This is a genomic window from Streptomyces canus, from assembly GCF_030816965.1.
GTDB classification, from domain to species: Bacteria; Actinomycetota; Actinomycetes; order Streptomycetales; family Streptomycetaceae; genus Streptomyces; species Streptomyces canus_E.
The window spans coordinates 1,653,008-1,675,198 of sequence record NZ_JAUSYQ010000002.1; the positions used below are offsets into that span (position 1 = coordinate 1,653,008).

Here is a 22,191-nt window from a genome sequence, read left to right on the forward strand (position 1 = left end):
TGCTCTCAGGGATCACGGACGCCACCCTTCACGTACCGAACATCAGCGGCGTCGCGTTCACTCCGGCGGTTCCACCAAGGCTTTGACGGCCGGGCGGAGCATCGTGGCGATGCGATCGGCAGGGGCCTCACGAAGCGAGGCCAGGCCGAGGAGTTGATGGCCGATGGTGACACCCAGCAAGGCGGTGACAACCAGTGCGGCACGTAGTTCGGGGTCCTCGCCGGCGGGCAGGGCGGCACCGACGCCGGCGATCTGCCGGCCGAGAGCGAGACGGATGTGATCGGCTGCCGCCTGGTCGGTGAGCATGGACCGCATCACCGCCAGCGTGCCTTCAGGGAGACCGCCGAGCTTGAGGCCGAGCGAGGCCAGCAACTGATCCGCCGGCGCCTCGGCATCAGTGGCCGTCAGCGGCGCGGGGAGCACCTGCACGGCCTGACTGAACAGCTCCCGCTTCGAGCCGAAGTACTACACGGTCGAGGATGCACACCTCGGTCGCTCGGCGACGGTCGGCACGGGGCTGGCGAGGAGTCGAAACCGATTCACTCTACAACCGTTGACCGAACTACTGGCCGCACCCTAGGGTGAGTGGGTCAACAAGTGTTGAGCGAATGGAACAACTGCCATGTCGCATCTGGGCGCATCTGCTGTCCGCACCCCGCACGAGGTGCTGACCTGCTATTACCAAGCCATGCTCGACAAGTCCCCGGACGATCTCGCTGATCTTTACGCCACGGACGCGGTGCACGAGTTCCCGTTCACCTCGCCCGGTTTCCCCTCGCGCTTCGAGGGGCGCGAGGCCGTGCGCGCGGGATACCGGGCGGCCTGGGGCGCCGGGCCCGCCCAGGTGCAGGAGGTCAGGAGGATCGCGGCCTACGAGACCGCCGATCCGGAAGTGATCATCGCCGAGCATGTCGTGGTGGGAACGCTGCCGGCCAAGGCCGCCACCTTCACCGTCCCGGGCCTCCTGATACTCCAGGTCCGCAAGGGACTGATCGCGCGAGTCCGTGACTACATGGACGGCTCAGGAGTCGCCGCCGCCAGAGCCTGAAAGGGACGGGAAGCTCACCTCAAGGCGTCGCGCAACGCGGTGGCCATCAGGTCGATGGCCTCCTTTCCGGCCGGTACCGGGCCGGTGTGGGTGAAGTAGTGGTCGACGCCCTCGAAGACGCGGTGGGTGACCGGGACGCCGGCGGCCTCCAGAGCCTTGGCGTAGGCGTCCCCCTCGTCGCGCAGGCGGTCGTTCTCCGCGGTGATGACCAGGGCGGGAGGAAGACCCGCGAGGTCGTCGGCGAGAGCGGGCGAGGCGAGGGGGCGGGCGCGGTCGGCGGGATCGGGGACATAGGCTGCGGTGAAGATCCGCATGAGCTGGGGAGTGAGCAGCGGCTTGGCGACGAGGGACCGCTTGGTGGCCGGATCGGCGACCTGGTCCAGCGGTGCCGAGTCGAGGATCTGGAGCCGGGGCGAGAAGGTGCCGCGTTCCCTGGCCAGGCGGCAGACCGCGGCGGTCAGGTTGGCCCCGGCACTGTGTCCGCCCACGGCGAGCCGCGAACCGTCCCAGCCACCGGCGGCGCCGTTCCCGGCGACCCACGCGGTGACGTCGTAGGCCTGGGTGACGGGTGTGGGGAACGGCCGCTGCGGCGCGACCGCGTAGTCGACGTTGATCACGACGCAACCGGCCGTGGCGGCTATGTAACGGCAGATGTGGTCGTCCTGCTCGGGCCGGGCGACCACGAACCCGCCGCCGTGGAAGTTGACGTACACGGGGGCGGGGGTGTCCGTGGTGACCGGCGGACGGTAGACGGTGCACGCCACCGGTCCGGCACCGGTCTCCACCCGGAGGTTCTCGGTACGCGCCGGGACGTCGGTGAAGCGCAGGTCCTTGTGCACGCGTGACATCACGCGACCGAGCAGGAGCTGGACCCCTCTGGCCTGGATTCCGGGACTGAACGGCATGGCTGAACACCCATCGCTACAAGATTAAAGTAACAGGATTCCTGATAATGGAGGCTCACCACCGAGAGCGCAATGGGCAGAGGGAGACTCTCCCGCGGCGCGGCCTGCTCGACGCCGCCGTCGCTCACCAGGACGGCGTCCGGGGCAGGCACGTCGAGCGGCAGCCGACCGTGCCGCCACTCGCCGGTGTCACACCGCGCCCGGCCGCGTCGGTCCGGGTCACGGTGTCCGACGACCAGCCGGACAGCTCGATCCGCCCGCCGAGGCCCGGGTGCGTCAGTTGATCAGCGCGTCAGGCGGTTGGCCACCGCGAGGCCCGCGCAGCCGCAGACCGCCGATCACGAGGACCTCGGTGTCTCGACGACCGGCCGGACACGCTCGATCCGCCCGCCGAAGGTCGGGCGCGGGCTGATCGGCGTCACCGTACGTCGTCGCGCCACGACAGGCGGTTGGCCGCCGCGGCGCCCGCGCAGCCGCCGACCGCCGATCACGAGGACCTCCGCGTTCAGCACGGAAAACGGTCCAGCGACCCCGAATTGGCCTTGTCCAGGCCGCAGGATCACCTCGTACCGTCGGGCCATGCGCATCCGAATCGTCGACGCCTTCACCGCCCGCCCCTTCACCGGCAATCCGGCCGGCGTCCTGCTCCTGGACGACGCCTTCCCGGACGACAGCCGGCTACAGAACATCGCCCTGGAGGTCAACCACGCCGAGACGGCCTTCGCCCACCGGCTCCCCGGGGACGGCGAGGCCGACTGGGCGCTGCGTTGGTTCACGCCCGCCACCGAGGTGAACATGTGCGGCCACGCGACGCTCGCCACGGCCCACGTCCTGTACAGCACGGGTGCCCACGAGGGCCCGGTGCGGTTCGCCACCCGCAGCGGTGTCCTCATCGCGACACCGGGCGAGGACGGCTCGATCACCCTGGACTTCCCGACGGCCCCGCTGACCCCGGTCGAACTTCCCGAGGGGGTCACCGAGGCGCTGGGAGCCGAGCCGCTCAGCGCCTTCGACACCGGCCCGAACATCGGTGACCTGCTGCTCGAACTGGCCGACGAGAAAACCGTCCACGCCCTGCGCCCCGACCTCAAGGCCCTGGCCGCCTGTTCGGAGCGCGGTGTCATCGCCACCGCCCGCGCCGAGAACCCGGACCTGGGCTACGACTTCGTCTCCCGCTGCTTCTTCCCGAACGTCGGCATCGACGAGGACCCGGTCACCGGCAGCGCCCACACCGCTCTGGCCCCCTACTGGTCGCAGCGTCTCGGTCGCACCGATCTCACCGGACTGCAGGCCTCGCCCCGCTCCGGCCGGGTCCGCACCGCGCTGCGCGGCGGGCGCACGCTGCTGACGGGCCATGCGGTCACGGTCATCGAGGGCGAGCTGCTCGCCTGATCACGCGGTCGGCAGCCAGCCCACCTTCCCGGCGAGGAGCGCGTAGCCCACGAACGCCCCGATGTCGAGCAGGGAATGCGCCACCACCAGGGGCCCCACGCGCCCCCACCGGCGGTACAGGTAGACGAACACCACGCCCATCACCATGTTGCCGATGAAGCCGCCGATGCCCTGGTAGAGGTGGTAGCTACCGCGCAGTACGGAACTGGCCACCAGCGCGGTGCCCGGGGTCCAGCCCAACTGGTGGAGCCGGCGCAGCAGATAGCCGACGACGATCACCTCTTCGAGGATCGCGTTCTGCATCGCCGAGAGGATCAGCACGGGGTACTTCCACCACACGTCCGGCAGCGCCTCGGGCACCACGGTGAGGTTGAAGCCCAGACCACGCGCGGCCAGATAGAAGGCGATGCCGGTGCTGCCGATCACGGCCGCGATCCCTGCCCCGCGGGCGAGGTCGGGCCCGGGCCGGGTGCGGTCGAAGCCGAGAGTTCTGAGGCTCTGCCCCTCGCGCAGCAGGAGGTGCGCGACGAGCAGCACGGGCACCAGGGCCGACGCGATCCCGAAGAGCTGCCAGGCGAGATCCAGCCAGGGACGGCCCGGCGCGGCCGAGGCGTTGAGGGTCGCCGCCTGGTCCTTGAGACCCCCTGGTTTGGTGACCGATCCGACAAAACTGATCAGCGCGGACACACCACTCGCACCGAGCGAAAGCCCCAGAACGAGCAGCGTCTCGTCACGGAAAAACCTCCGTGAGAGCGCCTTCTGCGGAAACGAATCGGCCACTGCCCCTTCCTCCGCCTGCACACCTGCCTCCAGTTGAGTAATCCAGCCTCATCCCCCTCCCCACCCCGCTAGGGTCCTTCGAAAGAAGTGACGAAGATCGTGCGCAAGGCCGTCGGGGGGACGGACGCCGTACGGGGGCGTGCCTCCCTCTTTCCTGCCGTTTACGGCCGTGCCGGCACGGAAATCGACAGGGGAGGGCACCACCGCCATGGGACGTCACAGCTTGCCCGATCAGTATGGGGCGGGCGGCAGCGACCCCCGCCCACGCGCGCGCCGCCGTACCGTGGCCATCGCGACGGTCCTCGTCCTGACCGTCGCCGGCGGGACGGCCGCCGCCGTCCAGGGCGGTCTGCTCTCCTTCGGCCCCTCCTGCCGTGACGAGGCGGTACGGCTCAAGCTCGCCGCCTCCCCCGACGTCGCCCCCGCCCTGCGCAGCGCTGCCGAGCGGGCCCGCGACGAGAACCTCACCTCCGACGGGCGCTGCGTCGACATCACGGTGACCGCGCGCGAGTCGTACAAGGTCAGGGACACGCTCGCGGCCGGTAAGGACCCCGGCGTGCAGGTGTGGGTGCCGGACTCGGACGTGTGGGTGGAGCAGATCTCCGCGGACGGCGACGCGACGGAGGTGGCCCGGGTCGGCAACGTGGCCTCCAGCCCGGTCGGCATGGCGATGGTGCCGACCGCCGCGAAGTCGCTGGGCTGGCCGAAGAAGACGTACGACTGGCTCGAACTGGCGGGCGCCACCCTGCAGGACGACTCCCTCAAGCTGGGCGCCGCCGACCCCGCACGCAGCGCGACCGGGCTGCTCGCCCTCGCCCGGCTCACGAGTGCGGCGGGCGCGGTCGCGAGCGGGGAGACGCGGGCCGCGGCCATGATGAAGGCCCTCTCTCAGCGCATCTCCGACAGCGACGGCCAGCTGGTGGAGACGCTGCCGCGGGACTCCTCGGGCACCGAGCAGGGCAATCCGAAGCGCAATCAGGCGCTGGTCCTGTCCGAGCAGGCGGCCTTCGCCCACAACTCCTCGACGGAGTCCGGGGACAGTCTGGACTTCTTCTACCCCAAGGACGGCTCACCGCGGCTGGACTACCCCTACGCGCTGGTCGACGAGACACGACTGACCACCGACGAGAGCCGCGCGGCGATCCGCTTCATGACATACCTGCGCAAGCCCGAGCAGGAACAGCTGCTGACGGACCGGGGGTTCCGCACCTCCGACGACCAGGTGTCGAAGACGCTGGTCGCGAAGGCCGGTGGTGAGGTGCCGCAGCCGTACGCGGAGCCCGCAGGCGAGCCCGCCTCTGCGGCGGCGCTCCAGGAGGCCCTCGGAACCTGGACGATCACCGTGCAGAGTGCGCGGATCACCACGGTCGTGGACGCGTCCTCCTCCATGTCGGAGGCCGTGCCGGGCACCGGCCGCTCCCGGATGGACGTCACCAAGGCGTCCCTCCTCCAGGCCCTCGCGACCTTCACCCAGGAGGACGAGATCGGCCTGTGGAAGTTCTCCACCAAGCTCGACGGCGACAAGGACTACAAGGTCCTGGTACCGACGGACCGTCTGGGCGACAGCGCGGACGGGGCCGGCACCCAACGAGAGCGGCTGTCGGCGGCGTTCGGCGGCCTGGAGCCGGTGCCGGGCGGAGCGACGGGGCTGTACGACACCACGCTCGCCGCGTACAAGGCGGCGACCTCCTCCTACGCCGAGGGGAAGTTCAACGCGCTGGTCGTCCTGACCGACGGCGTCAACCAGGATCCCGGCAGCATCTCGCGCGGAGCGTTGGTCTCCGAACTGGAGAAACTCTCCAGCCCTGAGCGCCCGGTCCCCCTGATCGTGATCGCGGTGGGCCCCGACGCCGACCGCGCGGAGGCCGAGCAGCTCGCCGAGGCCACCGGCGGCTCCGGCCAACAGGTCAACGACCCCTCCCAGATCCACACGGTGATCCTGAAGGCGATCGTGGCCGCGGGTGCCCAGGGCGGCAGCGTCAGCGACTGACTCCGCGCGTCGCCCAGGCCCTCACCCCAGCGGCACCGGCTCCGGCAGCCCCACCGGCCAGGTGTGCACCGGCTCCCCCTGGTGCATCAGCTGGCCGTACCGCCGTGTTGTGGCCGCCAGTGCCGCGTCCCGCGACAGTCCCGCCTCCAGTGCCCGGTGGAACGTCGCCGTCTGCCAGGAGGCCCCGTTGACCCGGCGTCGGCACCGCTCCTCGATCACCCCGAGGTAGAGGTCCCGGTCGGCGGGCTCGACGCCCCACCCGGCGAGGCCCGCATCGGCGAGCGGCAGCAGTTCGTCGCGTACGAGGGTCACCGCGTCGACCTCGACCGTGCCGCCGTAGCGACCGCGCCGGGGCCAGACCATGCGCGCGTCGATGCCGTACCGGCAGGCCGCGTCGAAGTTGGCCGTGGCCGCCTCGAAGGGCAGCCTGGTCCACACCGGCCGCGGCTCCTCGGCGAGGGCGCGGACGAGGCCGTAGTAGAAGGCCGCGTTGGCGATGACGTCCGTGATGGTGGGACCGGCGGGCAGCACGCGGTTCTCGACGCGCAGGTGCGGGACGCCGTCGGCGATGTCGTAGACGGGCCGGTTCCAGCGGTACACCGTGCCGTTGTGCAGGACGAGTTCGGCGAGGGAGGGCACCCCGCCCTGGTCGAGGACCTCCAGCGGGTCCTCCTCGTCGCAGATCGGCAGCAGGGCCGGGAAGTAGCGCAGGTTCTCCTCGAAGAGGTCGTACGCCGAGGAGATCCACCGCTCCCCGAACCACGTGCGCGGCCGCACCCCCTGGGCCTGCAGCTCCGGCGGGCGGGTGTCCGTGGACTGCTGGAAGAGCGGCGGACGGGACTCGCACCACAGCTCACGCCCGAAGAGGAAGGGCGAGTTGGCACCGACGGCTATCTGCACGCCGGCCACCGCCTGCGCGGCGTTCCACACGTCGGCGAAGCGTCCCGGCGTGACCTGGAGGTGCAGTTGCACGGAGGTGCAGGCGGCCTCCGGGGCGATCGACTTCGAGGTGCAGGTGAGGCGTTCCACCCCGTCGATGTCGACGACGAAGTCCTCACCGCGGGCGGCCACGATCTGGTCGTTGAGCAGGGTGTAGCGGTCGACGTCGGACAGGTTGGAGGAGACCAGGTCGTCCCGGTCGAGGGTGGGCAGGATGCCGATCATCACGATTCCCGCGTCGACCTCGCCCGCTTTACGGTCGGCGTACGCCAGCGAGGTCCGCAGTTCCTCGGCGAGCCGGTCGAATACCCTGCCGGCCAGCCTGTGGGGGGCTATGTTGACTTCCAGGTTGAACATGGCGAGTTCTGTTTGGAAATCTCGGCTTGCGATGCGTTCGAGGACCTCTCCATTCAACATTCTCGGCATACCGTCGGTGCCGACCAGATTCAATTCGATCTCCAGCCCCATCAGGTTCTGGGGACGATCGAACCGCTGCTCCGCCAGGAGCCGCTCCAGCCCCGTCAGACACCTGCGGAGCTTGTCGCGGTAGCGCTGGCGATCGGACAGGTCGAACCCGCCTGCCACGACCTTCTCCCCCATCGGAGGGTCCCTCCTCGATGCGTCATGAGTCAGGTGGGATGATGCCCAGCCGGAACGATCGGTAACGTCCCGCGTCGGGCCCGAGCGCGCTACCCTGTCGGAAGTGACCGGTGGCACATTCACTCGGCATGGCGCACTCAGCAGTTTCGAGTGCCCCGAAGAACTCGTGAAAAACGCCGACGAGAATTGGCCGACCACTTCCTGACCATTTCCCGAGGTCACCGCCGCGAAGAGTCACGGTATCGGGATCATTCTCGCGTATCGCCGACCGAATGGCCCCTTGCCCCGCGCGACGGAAGCGGCTAGACGAAACACTGTCTGAACACATGTCGTATAAACTTCGCGAACAAGGCAGAGGGTTGGCACCCGCGGTCCTGGATCCTGCCGTCAGGTGACGTACAGCAGTCCGCAACCGCGTCACCGGACCCCGGCCCCCGCCTCTCTGACCTTCGTGAGCTGACAGCGCCGTCCGCCCCCGCCCTCGCGCCACCGTGCCTGTCGAATGAGAGGCGACCCACCATGCCGCTGCATGTCCTCCCGGCTCCCGCCCCAGCACTTCGCTCCGTCCTCACCGCACTCGCCTCGCCCACCGCGGTCCGCGAGGCCCGGACTCCCTCCCTGCTCCGCGCCCAGGGACCCGTCACACCCGAGCTCCCCCTACCCGTGCACGTCCTGGACGGCACCGCCACCCGGCTGGCCGGGTGGCGTTTCCTGATCCGCTGCGGCGATCGCTCGGTGGCCGCGGCCGAGACCATGCTGACCCCGGACGGCTGGGCGTTCTCGCACTTCTTCGAGGGCCCCTACATCGCGTCCACCGAGCGGGCACTGCGTCAGGCGGAGGTGATGCAGCAGCCGTACCAACCGCGCCTGCTGTCGATCCCGGGCCTGTACATGCTCGCGCTGTGGTTGCACGGCGACTGCGAGGCGGACGCGGGCGCGGGCCGCCTCGCCGCCACCGACCTGCTCGTCCCCCTGGCACCGGCTCCACCCGGGATCGCCGCCCACCGCCCGCACCGGGCAGCCGAACTGCTCCCGGTACTGGCCCATCGGGTGACTCCGGCCCCGCTGCTGGGCTCGCCCGCCTGAATCCTCGTCCGCGCGAATCGCTCACCACCCTCGTACCCCGCCCCGAATTCCGGGTAGCGGGGTACGACTCCGTTTTCGGTGCCATTAGGGTCGTACACAATCCCCAGGGATCACACAGAAGACCATTTGCTCGTACGAGCGCACAATTGCTCGGACGAGCCGAACTCGGGTCTGACTCCGGGTGGACTAGCCCTATCCGGCCACTGCGAACCATCCGAAGGGACAGTGCAGTTGGGATGAACCGCCCGGCCGGGTGACGCGTCTCCAACCTGTGAAGAAGTGGTGACGCGAAATACCTGCGGATTGACGCCCGTAGGGCAACACTGGGTTCCGACTGAGTTATCGCAACGGGGGACGTCATGACCACAACACAGCGAAAGATCTCACCAATGTGCCAGCACCAGCCACCGTGTCCCACCGCCGCCTCCGCCGACCGGGAGTCCGCCCGCCTCGTGGCGCACCACCCGGAACAGGGCTGGAGCCTGCTGTGCAACGGCGTTCTGCTCTTCGAGGACACCGGTGAGCTCCTGCCCGACGGCCGGGTCATCGCCCCGCACCGCCCGCTCGCTGTGGCGGCTGCCTGAAAACGCCCGGGCGGCCGCCCTGCCGCCCGGAGATCTGAGGGGCCGGCTCGCAGCGACTGTCTGCGCACCGGCCCCGACGCATGTCCCACGGCGATCACTCCCTGTGACGCCTTGTGTATGGGCCCACTTTTCCGGAAGACTCCTGGAAGTTTCGAGGCTTTGACGCGGAGGTGGGCACGTGACAGCAGGCAAGGCCGACGCCGAGCCCCGGGGCAGGGTCACCATCACGGAGATCGCCCGGCAGGCCGGAGTCTCGGTGCCGACGGTGTCCCGTGTGGTCAACGGCCGGTCGGACGTGTCGCCGCATACCCGCGCCCGCGTCGAGGAGCTGCTCCAGCAGTACGGCTACCGCAAACGCCCCGCTGCCCCCGGCACCCGCGCCGCCCTGCTCGACCTGGTCTTCAACGACCTCGACAGCCCCTGGGCCGTGGAGATCATCCGCGGTGTCGAGGAGGTCGCCCACGCGGAGGGCGTCGGCACCGTCGTCTCCGCGATCCACGGCCGCTCGGGCGCCGCACGCGAGTGGATGCGCAATCTGCGCGCCCGCGCCTCCGACGGCGTCGTACTCGTCACCTCGGCGCTGGACACGGTCCTCCACGACGAGCTGCGCGCCCTGGGCGTCCCGCTGGTGGTCGTCGACCCGGCGGGCTCCCCCGCGCTGGACGCCCCCACCATCGGTGCCGCCAACTGGTCGGGAGGGCTCGCGGCCACCGAGCACCTGCTGTCGCTGGGCCACCGCAGGATCGGCCTGATCGCGGGACCGCCCCGGCTGCTGTGCTCGCGGGCCCGCTACGACGGCTACCGCGCCGCGCTGGAGGGCGCCGGGCTCACCCTCGACGAGTCCCTGGTCGTGCCCGGCGACTTCCACCCCGAGTCGGGCTTCGCCGGCTGCGAGAAGCTCCTCGAGCTGCCCGAGCCGCCGACGGCCGTCTTCGCGGCCAGCGACCAGATGGCCCTCGGCGCGGTGGAGGCGCTGAGGAGACGCGGGTTGAGGGTGCCGGAGGACATGAGCCTGGTGGGTTTCGACGACCTTCCGGAAGTCCGCTGGTCGGCGCCTCCGCTGACCACCGTGCGCCAGCCGCTCGCCGACATGGGCAAGCTGGCCGTCCGCACGGTCCTGAAGCTGGCCCGCGGCGAACGCCCGGACTCACCGCGTGTGGAGCTGGGCACGGAGTTGGTGGTGCGGTCGAGCACCGCACCACCGGCCATCACCTGACGGATCACGGCCTGTCCGGTGGATCGGGCCGCCATCCCGGCAGACGCGAGCAGGCCTGCCGGGCCCCGCGCCGCCGACAGGACCCGCAGGCCCCGCCCTCAGGCACACCACCCAAGACCACCCGCACCCTGCCAAAGCCACCCCGGCCTCGGAGAGAGGCCCCAGGGAGACGGGCCGGGAGCTTGGCCCGCCGCCCCCGTCGGCGGTGGCCGGCGTCCCGGTGGCCGGCCACCGCGGCCCAGGCGGGCGACGCCCGAGTCGGCCCCGGGCGCGCCCCATCCGAGGCCCGGAGCGCGCTGCTCCGGGCAGGGCCCGGCGGAAGCTCGCCGATGAGACGACGGAAGTCGCCGTAGCCCCCGCCGCCCCCTACTTCAGCGCCGCCCGGATCGCGTAGTACGCCGGCTTGGCCTGGAGCTGCTCGTCCCAGGGCAGCGCGGCCCCCTGGCCCTCGAAGAAGGCGGGTATCCAGCTGTACTTGTCGGTGTAGTCCCAGATGGTGATCCCGACACACCGGCGCACCGCGAGACAGGCATCGGTCAAGTCGGCGTACCACTGCGCCTGTTGGGCCAGCTTCTCCTCGGTCGCCGGCAGGATCATCCGGATGTCGACCTCGGTGAGCGCGGTGTCGAGGCCCAGCTTGGAGAAGCGGCGGAGGTTGTCCTCCAGCGTGGTCGGATAGCCGTACTGGAGCGCCAGGTGGGCCTGGAGACCGATGCCGTCGAGCGGGACGCCCTGGGCCTTCAGCTCCTTGGCCAGGGTGTAGTAGGCGTCGCTCTTCGCTCCGACACCCTCGATGTTGTAGTCGTTGAGGTAGAGCTTGACCTTGGGGTCGGCCTGGCGGGCCCACCGCAGGGCGTCGGCGATGTAGCCGGGGCCGAGGGTCTTGTAGAAGACGGTCTCGCGGTAGGTGCCGTCCTCGTTGAAGGCCTCGTTGACGACGTCCCAGGCGAAGACCTTGCCCCGGTAGTGCCGTACCTCGGTCTGGATGTGCTTCTTCAGTACGGGCCTCAGCTCGTCCGCCGTCCACTCGCGCGAGGTGATCCAGTCGGGCAACTGGCTGTGCCACACGAGGGTGTGGCCGCGCACCTTCTGGTGGTTGGCGCGGGCGAGGCTCACGATCTCGTCGCCGTTGGTCCAGTCGAAGACCCCCTGCTCGGGTTCGGTGGCGTACCACTTCATGCCGTTGCCCGGCGTGATCTGGTCGAACTCGCTGCCGAGGATCTTCTTGTACGGCCCGTCGACGAGTTCGGGGTTGTCGGTGGCGCTGCCGAAGTAGCGGCCGTGTCGCTGGGCGAGGTCGGCGAGGGTGGCCGGTGTGCCGTGGGCCTGGGCGGTGGGAGCGGCGGCCGCGACCACCACTGCGGCCAGGACTCCGGCGAGTCTGAGACGGTTCTTGCGCATGGTGCGACTCCTCAGGTGCGGGCGGGGTGAGCCGTACTTTTCGAAGCGCCGGGGTCAGCCCTTCGTGGCACCGGCGGTGAGGCCGCCGACGAGCTGGCGCTCGGCGACCGAGTAGAAGGCGAGGGCGGGGACCATCGCCAGGACGAGATAGGCGAAGACGCGGGCGTACTCCGCGGAGTACTGGCCCTGGAACTGCTGCACACCGATGGGGAGCGTCCACCACGTGTTGTCCGTGAACACCAGCAGCGGCAGCATGAAGTTGTTCCAGCTCGTGACGACGGCGAGCACCGATACGGTGCCGAGCGCGGGCCGTGCCATCGGCAGCAGGACGCGCCAGAAGAACCCGAACGGGCTGCACCCGTCGAGAGTGGCCGCCTCCTCCAGCTCGCCGGGGATCTCCCGGAAGAAGGCGCGCAGGATGATGATCGTCATCGGCAGTCCGAAGGCGGCCTGCGGCAGGATCACGCCCAGCGGGTTGTCCAGCAGGCCGAGCGAGCGCAGCAGCAGGAACAGCGGCAGCACCGCCACCGCGAAGGGGAACATCAGCCCCATCGTGAAGAGCGTGAACAGCGCCTCCCGGCCACGGAAGGCGAACCGTGCGAAGGAGAACGCGGCCAGCGCGGACGCGGCGACCACCAGCACCGTCGTACCGACCGCGATCAGCGTGCTGCTGCCGAGCAGCCGCCAGAAGTCGCCCCCGGCGAGGATGTCGGTGTAGTTGCTGGTCAGCCAGCGCTTCGGCAGCCCGAAGGGGTTGCTGGAGAGCTCGTCGGTGGACTTGAATCCGGACAGGACGGCGTACACCAGGGGCACGACCATCACCGCGCCGACGGCGACGAGGATCAGGTGCAGGGGCAGGGTCCGAGCGGTGGTCTTCTGGGCGGTCACTTGCCGTCCCCCCTCATCGTCGTGGTGGCCCCTTCGAGATCGCGGCGGAGCACGAACCGCTGGTAGGCGAGGGCGAAGACGAGGCAGATGCCGAACATGACCACGCTGATCGCGCTGGCGTAGCCGACCTGGTAGCGCTTGAAGCCGTACTGGAACATGGTCACGGCCATGGTCTCGGAGTGGTGGTCGGGGCCGCCCTGGGTGACCACCCACACCAGGTCGAAGAGCTGGATCGAGCCGATGACTGACAGGAAAATGCTGATCCGCAGGGTGGGCGCGAGGAGCGGCAGGGTGACGTTGCGGAACCGCTGCCAGGCACTGGCGCCGTCGATGAGAGCCGCCTCGGTCAACTCCCGTGGTATGGACTGGAGTCCGGCCAGGTAGAGCATCATGTGGAAGCCGAAGTACTTCCACATCATGACGAGGAACAGCGTGGCCATGACGTAGGAGGGATCGGCGAACCACAGACCACCCACGCCGTCCAGGCCGACCGCGCCGAGGATGTGGTCGGCGAGCCCGGAGTCCGGGGCGAAGACCATGCTGAACAGCACGCCGGTGATCGCCTCGGACAGGACGTAGGGCGCGAAGAACAGCATCCGGTAGACGGCTCTGCCGCGCAGCTTCTGGTTGAGGAGGACCGCCATGGCGAGCGCGAACGGCAGTTGGAACGCGAGGGACAGCACGACCAGGACCAGGCAGCGCCACAGGTCGCCCAGGAAGACCGGGTTGTCGAAGAGCTGGGTGAAGTTGTCCGTGCCGACGTAGTCGGAGGGCATGCCGAAGCCGCCCCAGCGGAAGAAGGCGGCGTACAGCGCGAACAGCATCGGCAGCAGGACCATGCCGATGAACAGCACCAGGGCGGGCAGTTGGAAACCGACCGCGGTCAGCCAGTGCAGTACGCGCCGACGGCCCCGCCCCCGGGCCCTGACCGATTCCGGGGGCGGGAGTTCGGTGCCCGGACCGCTCCGCTTGTCTGCGAGGAACGTGGAGGTCATCGCGGGCTACTGCTCTTCCTTCGCGGTCTGCGTGATCGACTGGGTGACCTGTTCCGGGGACTTGGAGCCGGCGATCAGCGCGGCGACGCTGTCGTTGACCTCCTGGCCCACGGCGGGCGCGTACGCCTGGTCGAGATAGAGCTGGAAACCGGTGGCGGCCTTCAACTGCGCCTGGACGAGCTTGAGGTTGGGGTCGGTCATGGCCTTCTCCGCGTTCGGGAGCACGGGAAGGATGCTGGTCTTCTTGACCAGTTCCAGCTCGGTGGCCTCGGAGGCGAAGAACTTCAGGAAGTCGACCGCCGCTTGCGGGGCACCCCGGCGCAGGGCGTGTCCGCCGCCTCCGCCGAACACCTCGGTGATGGCGCCCTTGCCGCCCTCGACCGCGGGGAACGGGAAGAAGCCCAGGTCGTTGCCGAGCCCCTTGCCGGAGTCGGCCTCCACGGACGGGGCCCACTGGCCCATGAGTTCCATGGCCGCCTTGCCGTTGCCGACGGCGGCCGCCTGGCCGGTGGGGGTGGAGTAGGCGGCGTTGAGGAACCCCTTCTGGAAGGGCTGGAGATCCACGAGTTCCTTGAGGTGCCGACCGGCCTCGACGAACCCGGCGGCGGTGAAGTCCTTGTCCTCACTGGCCTTCTGGAGGGCGTCGATGCCGGCGGTGCGCATCGCGAGGTAGGCCCAGTAGTACATGCCGGGCCACTTCTCCTTGCCCGCCAGGGCGATGGGCGTGATGTTCTTGGCCTTCAGCTTGCTCACGGCCTCCAGGAACCCGCCCCAGGTGGTGGGCGGCTCGCTGACGCCGGCCTGCTTGAAGAGCGCCTTGTTGTACCAGAACCCGATCATGCCCATGTCGAACGGGATGCCGTAGACCTTGTCGTCGAGGATGTACGGCTCCTTGGTGACCTTCAGCAGGCCGTCGGCCCACGGCTTGGTCCGGTCGGTCAGGTCCTCGACGAGACCCGCGTCGACCTGCTGCTTGAGGACGCCGCCGCCCCAGGTGTGGAAGATGTCGGGGAGCTTCCCGGAGGCGGTCAGCGCCGTCATCTTCGACTTGTAGGCGTCGTTCTCCAGCTGCACGATCTTTATCTTGACCTTGGGGTTCGCTGCCTCGAACTTCTTGGCGAGGGCCGCCCAGACACTCTTCGCCGGCTCGGTGGTGGAGATGTTCCACCACTCCACCGTGGTCGTCCCGTCGGACGATCCTCCGCCCGAGTCGCCGCCGCAGCCGGTCAGTGTCGTCATGCCCAGACCGGCCGCGGCGGATGCCGCCAGAAAGCCACGGCGGGACAGTGCCGGGTCGCCCATGATGCGCTCCTTGGGTACGGGACGGAGCCGTCCTTGTCCGTCCTGCGGTCCGAAAGTTTCGGAGTTGATCCAGAAAGCTTCGCTGCTGCCGCACCCTAGAGACAGCTGCCAAACGGTGGCAACCCCTTGTGCACAGGGAATGTTGAGGAGTCGAACCAGTCGAGGGCCACGGCCCCCTCGCTGACGTCCATGCCGATCGCCCGGCCGGTGAAGCCCGCGGCCACCTGTATGGAGAGACGGCGGCCGTCGCCTTCAGGCGAAGGGACATCGCCAGCGCCCGGGACGAGCACGTCGGGGCCGCCAATGCGGAGCCTCCGCAGGCCTGTTGGGAACGGCAGGCGGTCGGTGTGGATCTCGACGGTCAGGGTGGGCCATCCCCCCTCGACGGGTATGCCGCCCGAGGAACTGCCGCACCGGCCCGATCCGGGCGATCACGCTCGCCTCTCCCCAGCCACCTCGGCGTCGCGCCCCGGGCCCTCACGCGGCCTGTCGCGGCGTCAGGGCGGGCTGCGGACACGGCAGTCCGGGACGCCGCTCGGAGCGACGGAGGAAGGGGCCCGTTGCGTGCGGGGCCAGGTGTCCGGGGCGGTCCGTGAGCTGGATCGGGCGCCAGGGCGGGTTCGTTCGTCCCCTTGGCGACCAGGCGGCCCCGGCGATCGAGACGTTGCCGATCCGCCGCCCGTACAACCCCCGCCCACTGGCAGACTCCGGGATCCGGGTGGAACCCGACGGTCACCGGGCTGTCGTACGTCCCTATCCGCGTCCGCCCCTCCGATTCGCCCGAAACATTCGATCTATTCGGCGAACCTTACGGAACGGACTGTACGAGGATGTTCAGGCGGGAACAAGGCCACACCGACCTCCCCCCGCCCTGTGCCGAACGGCTTGCTCGACCTATGTTGACGTTGCGCACGGCGACCCGGTGGACCTGGAGGTCGGCGCAAGCCGGGGAGAGGTCCCTGACGACCTTGGCCCTGGCCGCCTTCATCCACACGCCGAGCTCGGGGTTTTCGGCGGAGCGGTTGGTGGCACCGGAAAGCATCAGACGGCCGTCTCCTGAACTGCTACGGCGATCCACTCAGTTCAGTCCCGCTCGCCTCCCCATGACGCTGCGTGTCCCCCCACCCGCCCACCCGCCGGTACGGGCCCACGGGTCAGGTACGAGCCTCGCAACTGCACAGTCGCCCGTCACGGACCTTCGCGGACCGAGTCTTAACGGAAGCTTGACGCCCTGGCGTCCGCCATCCGTGGGCCCCGGCGTCACTCTCCGCTTACGCTGGTCCCGCCGTCAGCCAGGCGGCCGGAACCTCGCTGAGTCGCACCGCAGGAGCATCCCCGATGGCCACCACCGAACACCCTCCTTCCAGTCGCCTGCGCTCCTGGATGCTGGAGGGCCTGTCCGACATGGGCAGGGACGGCGGCCATACGGGCCCCCACGCCGCACCGGAACCCGCCCATCAGGGCCAACGCTGGTGGCGGGTCATGTGCCTGACCGGCGTCGACTACTTCTCCACCCTCGGCTACCAGCCCGGCATTGCCGCCCTCGCGGCCGGCCTGCTCTCCCCCATCGCGACGATCGTCCTCGTGATCGTCACCCTCGCGGGCGCTCTGCCCGTGTACCGCCGGGTGGCCGAGGAGAGCCCCCGCGGCGAGGGCTCGATCTCCATGCTGGAACGGCTGCTGTCCTTCTGGCAGGGCAAGCTCTTCGTCCTCACCCTGCTCGGCTTCGCCGCCACCGACTTCCTGATCACCATCACCCTGTCCGCGGCCGACGCCTCCACCCACCTGATCGAGAACCCGCACCTGACCAGCACTCTGCACGACCACAAGATGCTGATCACCCTCTTCCTGGTGGCACTGCTCGGCGCGGTCTTCCTCAAGGGTTTCCTGGAGGCGATCGGCGTCGCCGTCGCCCTGGTGGGCATCTACCTCGCCCTCAACGTCGTCGTGGTGCTCGTCGGCCTGTGGCACGTCATCACCGCGGGCCATGTCGTCACCGACTGGTCCAGCGCTCTGACGGCCGAGCACGGCAACGTCTTCGTGATGATCGGCGTGGCCCTGATCGTCTTCCCCAAGCTCGCCCTCGGCCTCTCCGGCTTCGAGACCGGCGTCGCCGTCATGCCTCACGTCAAGGGCGAGCCGGACGACACCGAGGAGAACCCCAAGGGCCGGATCCGCGACACCAAGAAGCTGCTCACCACCGCCGCCATCGTGATGAGCGTCTTCCTGATCGCCACCAGCTTCATCACCACCCTCCTGATCCCGGAGAAGGACTTCGAGTCGGGCGGCCCGGCCAACGGCCGCGCGCTCGCGTATCTGGCGCACCACTACCTGGGCGGCGTCTTCGGCACGGTCTACGACGTCTCGACGATCGCCATCCTGTGGTTCGCGGGCGCCTCCGCGATGGCCGGTCTGCTCAACCTGATGCCGCGCTACCTGCCCCGCTACGGCATGGCCCCGCACTGGGCCCGCGCCGTGCGCCCCATGGTCATCGTCTTCACCCTGATCGCCTTCCTGGTCACCTGGATCTTCGACGCCGACGTCGACGCCCAGGGCGGCGCGTACGCCACCGGCGTGCTGGTGCTGATCAGCTCGGCGGCGATCGCGGTGACCATAGCCGCCCGCAAGGCCGGGCAGCGCAACTGGACCGTCGGCTTCGCCGTCATCTCCGCCGTGTTCCTCTACACGACCGTCGTCAACGTCATCGAACGCCCCGACGGCGTGAAGATCGGCGCCTGCTTCATCGCCGGCATCATCCTGGTCTCTCTCCTGTCCCGCCTGGCCCGCGCCTTCGAACTCCGCGTGACCGACGTGACGCTCGACGACATGGCGGAACGTTTCATCCGGGACATGGCCAGCCGCAAGATGCGCTTCATCGCCAACGAGCCCGACCAGCGCGACAAGGCCGAGTACCGCGACAAGATCGAGCAGATCCGCGAGGACAACGACATCCCCGGCGAGGACTTCGTGTTCGTGGAGGTCACGGTCCTGGACCCCTCGGAATTCGAGGCGAGCCTGACGGTCCGGGGAGAGGTCCTCCACAACCGCTACCGCGTGCTGACCCTGGAGTCCTCCTCCATCCCCAACGCCCTCGCCGCCCTCCTTCTCCACGTCCGCGACACCACCGGCTGCACCCCCCACATCTACTTCGAGTGGACCGAGGGCAACCCCTTCGCCAACTTCCTCCGCTTCTTCCTTTTCGGCCAGGGCGAGGTGGCCCCGGTCACCCGAGAGGTGCTCCGAGAAGCAGAACCTGACCGCCCGCGCCGCCCCCGAGTCCACACGGGCTGACACCGTCGCCTACTGGGGCTCGCAATCCGCCCAAAACGGCGCGACCGCACACCTCCCCGCCACGGCCTACCACACGCCCTACGTTGCTGCCCATGACCCTGAGCATCCGCAACCAGCTCCCCGGCACCGTCACCACCGTCACCCCGGGCGAGGCCATGGCAACCGTCAGGATCCGCCTCGACGGCGGCCAGGACCTCACAGCCGCGATCACCCGCGAGTCCATCGGCGAACTCGGCCTCACCCAGGGCTTGCCCGTACGCGCCCTGGTGAAGTCGACGGAGGTCTCCCTCGCCACCGCCCCGGTCCAGAACGTGTCCATCCGCAACCAGCTCCCCGGCACGGTCACCGCCGTCGCCACCGGAGCCGCCATGGCCACCGTCAAGATCGCTGTCGAGGGAGGCGTCCTCACCTCCGCGATCACCGCGGACGCCGCGACCGACCTCGCCCTCGTCCCCGGCGCCCCGGTCGTCGCCCTGATCAAGTCGACCGAGGTGTCACTGGCCACGGCGTAAAAGAAAAGGGCCCCGCCGAAACGGGGCCCTCGTCACCTCGGGTCAGTCCTCGTACGCGTCCAGCGGCGGGCACGAGCACACCAGGTTCCGGTCGCCGAAGGCCTGGTCGATCCGCCGCACCGGCGGCCAGTACTTGTCGGCGACCGACACCCCGGCCGGGAAGACGGCATCCTCCCGCGAGTACGCGTGCTTCCACTCACCGCCCAGCGCACCGGCGGTGTGCGGAGCGTTCCGCAGCGGGTTGTCCTCGGCGGCCCACTCCCCGGAACCGACCTTCTCGATCTCCGCGCGAATGGCGATCATCGCCTCGCAGAACCGGTCGAGTTCGGTCAGATCCTCGGACTCGGTCGGCTCGATCATCAGCGTCCCCGCCACCGGGAACGACATGGTCGGGGCGTGGAAGCCGTAGTCGATGAGCCGCTTGGCCACGTCGTCGACACTCACCCCGGTCTCCTTGGTGACCGGCCGCAGATCGATGATGCACTCGTGCGCGACCAGCCCTCCGGGGCCGGTGTAGAGCACCGGGTAGTGCGGCTCGAGCCGCTTGGCGATGTAGTTGGCGGAGAGCACCGCCACCTGCGTGGCCCGCTTCAGCCCCTCACCGCCCATGAGCCGGACGTACGCCCACGAGATCGGCAGGATCCCCGCGGAACCCCAGGGCGCGGCCGAGATCGGCCCGACGCCCGTCTCCGGGCCGGCCGCGGGCTGCATCGGGTGGTTCGGCAGATACGGCGCCAGGTGCGCCCGTACGCCGACGGGACCCACACCCGGGCCACCGCCGCCGTGCGGAATGCAGAACGTCTTGTGCAGATTCAGGTGGGAGACGTCACCGCCGAAGTGCCCCGGCTTGGCGAGCCCCACCAGCGCGTTGAGGTTGGCCCCGTCGACGTACACCTGCCCGCCGGCCTCGTGCACCTGCGCGCAGATGTCGGCGACGTGCTCCTCGAACACACCGTGCGTCGAGGGGTACGTGATCATGAGCACGGACAGCTCGTTGCGGTGCTGCTCGATCTTCGCCCGCAGGTCGTCGACGTCGATCTCGCCGTCCCCGGCGGTCTTCACGACGACGACCTTCATCCCGGCCATGACGGCGCTCGCGGCGTTGGTCCCGTGCGCCGAGGACGGGATGAGACACACGGTGCGCTGCTCGTCACCGTTCGCCCGGTGATATGCGCGTACGGCGAGCAGTCCGGCCAGCTCGCCCTGCGACCCGGCGTTCGGCTGCAGCGACACGTTGTCGTACCCGGTGACCTCGGCGAGCCGCTCCTCCAGCTCCCGGATCAGCGTCAGATAGCCCTGCGCCTGCTCGGCGGGCGCGAAGGGGTGCATCTGCCCGAACTCGGGCCAGGTGACCGGCTCCATCTCCGCGGTCGCGTTGAGCTTCATGGTGCAGGAGCCCAGCGGAATCATGCCGCGGTCGAGCGCGTAGTCGCGGTCGGCGAGCCGACGCAGGTAGCGCAGCATCGCGGTCTCGGAGCGGTACTGGTGGAAGACGGGGTGGGTGAGGAAGTCGTCGTCACGCAGCAGCGCGTCCGGCAGCGCCTCTTCGGTGGCCGCGTCCAGCGCCTCGATGTCGGCCTCGACGCCGAACGCGTTCCACACGGCACTCACCTGCGCCCGCGCGGTGGTCTCGTCGCACGCGACGGACACATGGTCGGCGTCGACGAGGTGCAGGTTGACGCCGTTGCGCCGCGCCGCGGAGACGACCTCGGCGGCCCGTGCGGGCACGCGCGCGGTGAGCGTGTCGAAGTACGAGCCGTGCACGACCTCGACGCCACCGGCCGTCAGGCCCGCGGCAAGGATGGTGGCGTACCGGTGCGTCCGCCGCGCGATGCCCTTGAGCCCCTCAGGCCCGTGGTAGACGGCGTACATCCCTGCCATGACCGCGAGCAGCACCTGAGCGGTGCAGATGTTGCTGGTCGCCTTCTCCCGACGGATGTGCTGCTCACGTGTCTGCAGCGCGAGCCGGTAGGCCTTGTTCCCGTCGGCGTCCACGGACACTCCGACGAGCCGCCCGGGCAGGCTCCTGGCGAACTTCTCGTGTACGGCCATGTAGCCGGCGTGTGGCCCGCCGAAGCCCATCGGCACCCCGAACCGCTGCGTGGTACCGACCGCGATGTCCGCCCCGAGCTCACCCGGCGACTTCAGCAGGGTCAGCGCGAGCAGATCGGCGGCCACGGTCACGAGCGCGCCGAGCTCATGAGCCTGGTCGATGAGCGGCTTGATGTCCCGTACGGCCCCGGAGGCACCGGGGTACTGGACGAGCACCCCGTTGATCTCCCGCCCGGCGACCTCGGCCGGGATCCCGTCACTGAGGTCGGCGACCACGACCTCGACGCCGGTCGGCTCGGCCCGGGTCTCGATCACGGCGATGGTCTGCGGCAGCGTGTCGGCGTCGACGAGGAAGAGCCCTTTCTTGTTCTTCCCCATGCGGCGGGACAGAGCCAAGGCCTCAGCCGCAGCGGTGCCCTCGTCGAGCAGCGAGGCGCCGGAGGTCGGCAGCCCGGTGAGGTCGGCGACCATGGTCTGGAAGTTGAGCAGAGCCTCGAGGCGCCCCTGCGAGATCTCCGGCTGGTACGGCGTGTAGGCGGTGTACCAGGCCGGGTTCTCCATGACGTTGCGCAGGATGACGGGCGGCGTGAAGGTGCCGTAGTAACCGAGCCCGATCATGGAATCGAGCACCTGGTTCCGGTCGGCCAGCGACCGCAGCTCGGCCAGCACCTCGGCCTCGGTACGCCCGTCCGGCAGCTCCAGGGCATCGGCGTTCTTGATCACATCCGGCACCGCGGCGGCGGTGAGCTCGTCCAGCGAGCCGTAGCCGACCTGCGCGAGCATCTTGGCCCGCGCCTCATGATCAGGGCCGATGTGACGCTGCTCGAAGGGAATGCCCTGTTCGAGCTCGGAGAGCGGAATGCGGTGGGCGGTCATTGCGGAGGCCTCCTGGTCTGACACGACCTGCGAGGGGTACCCCGGCGCGGGTACCCCGACGGCCTCCCCCTCTGTCATCTCAACCTGAGAGCTTCACCGGGCCGCCCGAGGGCCGCCGGCTTTCACCGTCGGTGAGAGCGGAAGCTGTGGACACCCGCTCTGCTTTCCAGAGTGACCTCGTCCGCGCGGTACGTGAGCCTGAGAGATTCCGGGGAGGATTTGCTCCTTCGGCGCCTCCGATGTTGTCTGGAGGACTCTCCCGCGCGGGGTCAGCAGCCGCTCGCAAGCCTACCAGCGAGGCCACCGCACGAGTCTTCGAGTGGCCGCACACCCC

17 protein-coding genes, 1 pseudogene and 1 riboswitch are annotated in these 22,191 nt (G+C 69.5%); of the genes and pseudogenes, 8 read left to right on the top strand and 10 right to left on the bottom strand.

Features of this window, described 5'->3' with window-relative positions:
- Nucleotides 1-57 precede the first annotated feature (57 nt).
- Nucleotides 58-429 (bottom strand): TetR/AcrR family transcriptional regulator, encoded by a 372-nt coding sequence (locus QF027_RS08645; RefSeq protein ID WP_307073787.1) that lies wholly within the window; start codon nucleotides 427-429, stop codon nucleotides 58-60.
- Between the two features lie 193 nt (nucleotides 430-622).
- Here QF027_RS08645 and QF027_RS08650 point away from each other — a divergent pair, with 193 nt between their 5' ends.
- Nucleotides 623-1,048: a nuclear transport factor 2 family protein gene (locus tag QF027_RS08650; RefSeq protein ID WP_306984512.1), complete on the top strand. Its 426-nt coding sequence runs from the start codon at nucleotides 623-625 to the stop codon at nucleotides 1,046-1,048.
- 14 nt (nucleotides 1,049-1,062) lie between these two features.
- Here QF027_RS08650 and QF027_RS08655 read toward each other — a convergent pair whose 3' ends face one another.
- Nucleotides 1,063-1,953 carry an alpha/beta hydrolase gene (locus QF027_RS08655; protein WP_306984510.1) on the bottom strand — a complete coding sequence of 297 codons (891 nt, stop codon included), beginning with the start codon at nucleotides 1,951-1,953 and terminating at the stop codon, nucleotides 1,063-1,065.
- Between the two features lie 579 nt (nucleotides 1,954-2,532).
- Here QF027_RS08655 and QF027_RS08660 point away from each other — a divergent pair.
- Nucleotides 2,533-3,345, top strand: coding sequence for a PhzF family phenazine biosynthesis protein (locus QF027_RS08660; protein ID WP_307073790.1), 813 nt, complete (start codon nucleotides 2,533-2,535; stop codon nucleotides 3,343-3,345).
- On the opposite strand, the gene QF027_RS08665 is transcribed toward QF027_RS08660, so the two are convergent.
- A complete protein-coding gene (locus QF027_RS08665; RefSeq protein WP_306984506.1) occupies nucleotides 3,346-4,146 on the bottom strand; it encodes a CPBP family intramembrane glutamic endopeptidase in 801 nt (266 codons plus the stop codon).
- A gap of 187 nt (nucleotides 4,147-4,333) precedes the next feature.
- Here QF027_RS08665 and QF027_RS08670 point away from each other — a divergent pair, with 187 nt between their 5' ends.
- Nucleotides 4,334-6,115, top strand: coding sequence for a substrate-binding and VWA domain-containing protein (locus QF027_RS08670; RefSeq protein ID WP_307073792.1), 1,782 nt, complete (start codon nucleotides 4,334-4,336; stop codon nucleotides 6,113-6,115).
- Nucleotides 6,116-6,136: 21 nt separating this feature from the next.
- On the opposite strand, the gene QF027_RS08675 is transcribed toward QF027_RS08670, so the two are convergent.
- Nucleotides 6,137-7,654 (bottom strand): glutamate-cysteine ligase family protein, encoded by a 1,518-nt coding sequence (locus tag QF027_RS08675; RefSeq protein ID WP_307073794.1) that lies wholly within the window; start codon nucleotides 7,652-7,654, stop codon nucleotides 6,137-6,139.
- Between the two features lie 519 nt (nucleotides 7,655-8,173).
- Here QF027_RS08675 and QF027_RS08680 point away from each other — a divergent pair.
- The 3 genes from QF027_RS08680 (at nucleotide 8,174) to QF027_RS08690 (ending at nucleotide 10,540) form a co-directional block, all read left to right on the top strand.
- A complete protein-coding gene (locus QF027_RS08680; RefSeq protein ID WP_306984499.1) occupies nucleotides 8,174-8,740 on the top strand; it encodes a hypothetical protein in 567 nt (188 codons plus the stop codon).
- Between the two features lie 389 nt (nucleotides 8,741-9,129).
- Complete coding sequence (locus QF027_RS08685) at nucleotides 9,130-9,324, top strand: DUF5999 family protein (protein WP_057610513.1); 195 nt, start codon at nucleotides 9,130-9,132, stop codon at nucleotides 9,322-9,324.
- A 178-nt stretch (nucleotides 9,325-9,502) separates the two neighbouring features.
- The gene (locus QF027_RS08690) at nucleotides 9,503-10,540 is read left to right on the top strand and encodes a LacI family DNA-binding transcriptional regulator (RefSeq protein ID WP_307073796.1); all 1,038 of its coding nucleotides are present in this window, start codon (nucleotides 9,503-9,505) and stop codon (nucleotides 10,538-10,540) included.
- A 366-nt stretch (nucleotides 10,541-10,906) separates the two neighbouring features.
- On the opposite strand, the gene QF027_RS08695 is transcribed toward QF027_RS08690, so the two are convergent.
- The 5 genes and pseudogenes from QF027_RS08695 to QF027_RS08715 all read right to left on the bottom strand — a co-directional run.
- Complete coding sequence (locus QF027_RS08695) at nucleotides 10,907-11,941, bottom strand: endo-1,4-beta-xylanase (protein ID WP_307073798.1); 1,035 nt, start codon at nucleotides 11,939-11,941, stop codon at nucleotides 10,907-10,909.
- Nucleotides 11,942-11,995: 54 nt separating this feature from the next.
- Entirely contained in the window at nucleotides 11,996-12,760 is a 765-nt protein-coding gene (locus QF027_RS08700) for a carbohydrate ABC transporter permease (protein WP_280858945.1), read from the bottom strand.
- Nucleotides 12,761-12,825: 65 nt separating this feature from the next.
- Complete coding sequence (locus tag QF027_RS08705) at nucleotides 12,826-13,824, bottom strand: carbohydrate ABC transporter permease (protein ID WP_307073802.1); 999 nt, start codon at nucleotides 13,822-13,824, stop codon at nucleotides 12,826-12,828.
- A gap of 6 nt (nucleotides 13,825-13,830) precedes the next feature.
- The gene (locus tag QF027_RS08710) at nucleotides 13,831-15,126 is read right to left on the bottom strand and encodes an extracellular solute-binding protein (RefSeq protein WP_307073804.1); all 1,296 of its coding nucleotides are present in this window, start codon (nucleotides 15,124-15,126) and stop codon (nucleotides 13,831-13,833) included.
- A 904-nt stretch (nucleotides 15,127-16,030) separates the two neighbouring features.
- Nucleotides 16,031-16,171, bottom strand: a pseudogene (locus tag QF027_RS08715) (potassium-transporting ATPase subunit C); the annotation flags it as partial.
- A 293-nt stretch (nucleotides 16,172-16,464) separates the two neighbouring features.
- On the opposite strand from QF027_RS08715, the gene QF027_RS08720 reads away from it, so the two are divergent.
- Both QF027_RS08720 and QF027_RS08725 read left to right on the top strand, forming a co-directional pair.
- Entirely contained in the window at nucleotides 16,465-18,417 is a 1,953-nt protein-coding gene (locus tag QF027_RS08720; RefSeq protein WP_307073806.1) for an amino acid transporter, read from the top strand.
- A 92-nt stretch (nucleotides 18,418-18,509) separates the two neighbouring features.
- Nucleotides 18,510-18,929, top strand: coding sequence for a TOBE domain-containing protein (locus QF027_RS08725; RefSeq protein WP_306984483.1), 420 nt, complete (start codon nucleotides 18,510-18,512; stop codon nucleotides 18,927-18,929).
- Nucleotides 18,930-18,971: 42 nt separating this feature from the next.
- Here the strand turns inward: QF027_RS08725 and gcvP are convergent, their stop codons facing one another.
- A complete protein-coding gene (gene gcvP / locus QF027_RS08730; protein ID WP_307073807.1) occupies nucleotides 18,972-21,857 on the bottom strand; it encodes an aminomethyl-transferring glycine dehydrogenase in 2,886 nt (961 codons plus the stop codon).
- Between the two features lie 176 nt (nucleotides 21,858-22,033).
- A riboswitch (glycine riboswitch) is annotated at nucleotides 22,034-22,129 on the bottom strand.
- Between the last annotated feature and the right edge of the window lie 62 nt (nucleotides 22,130-22,191).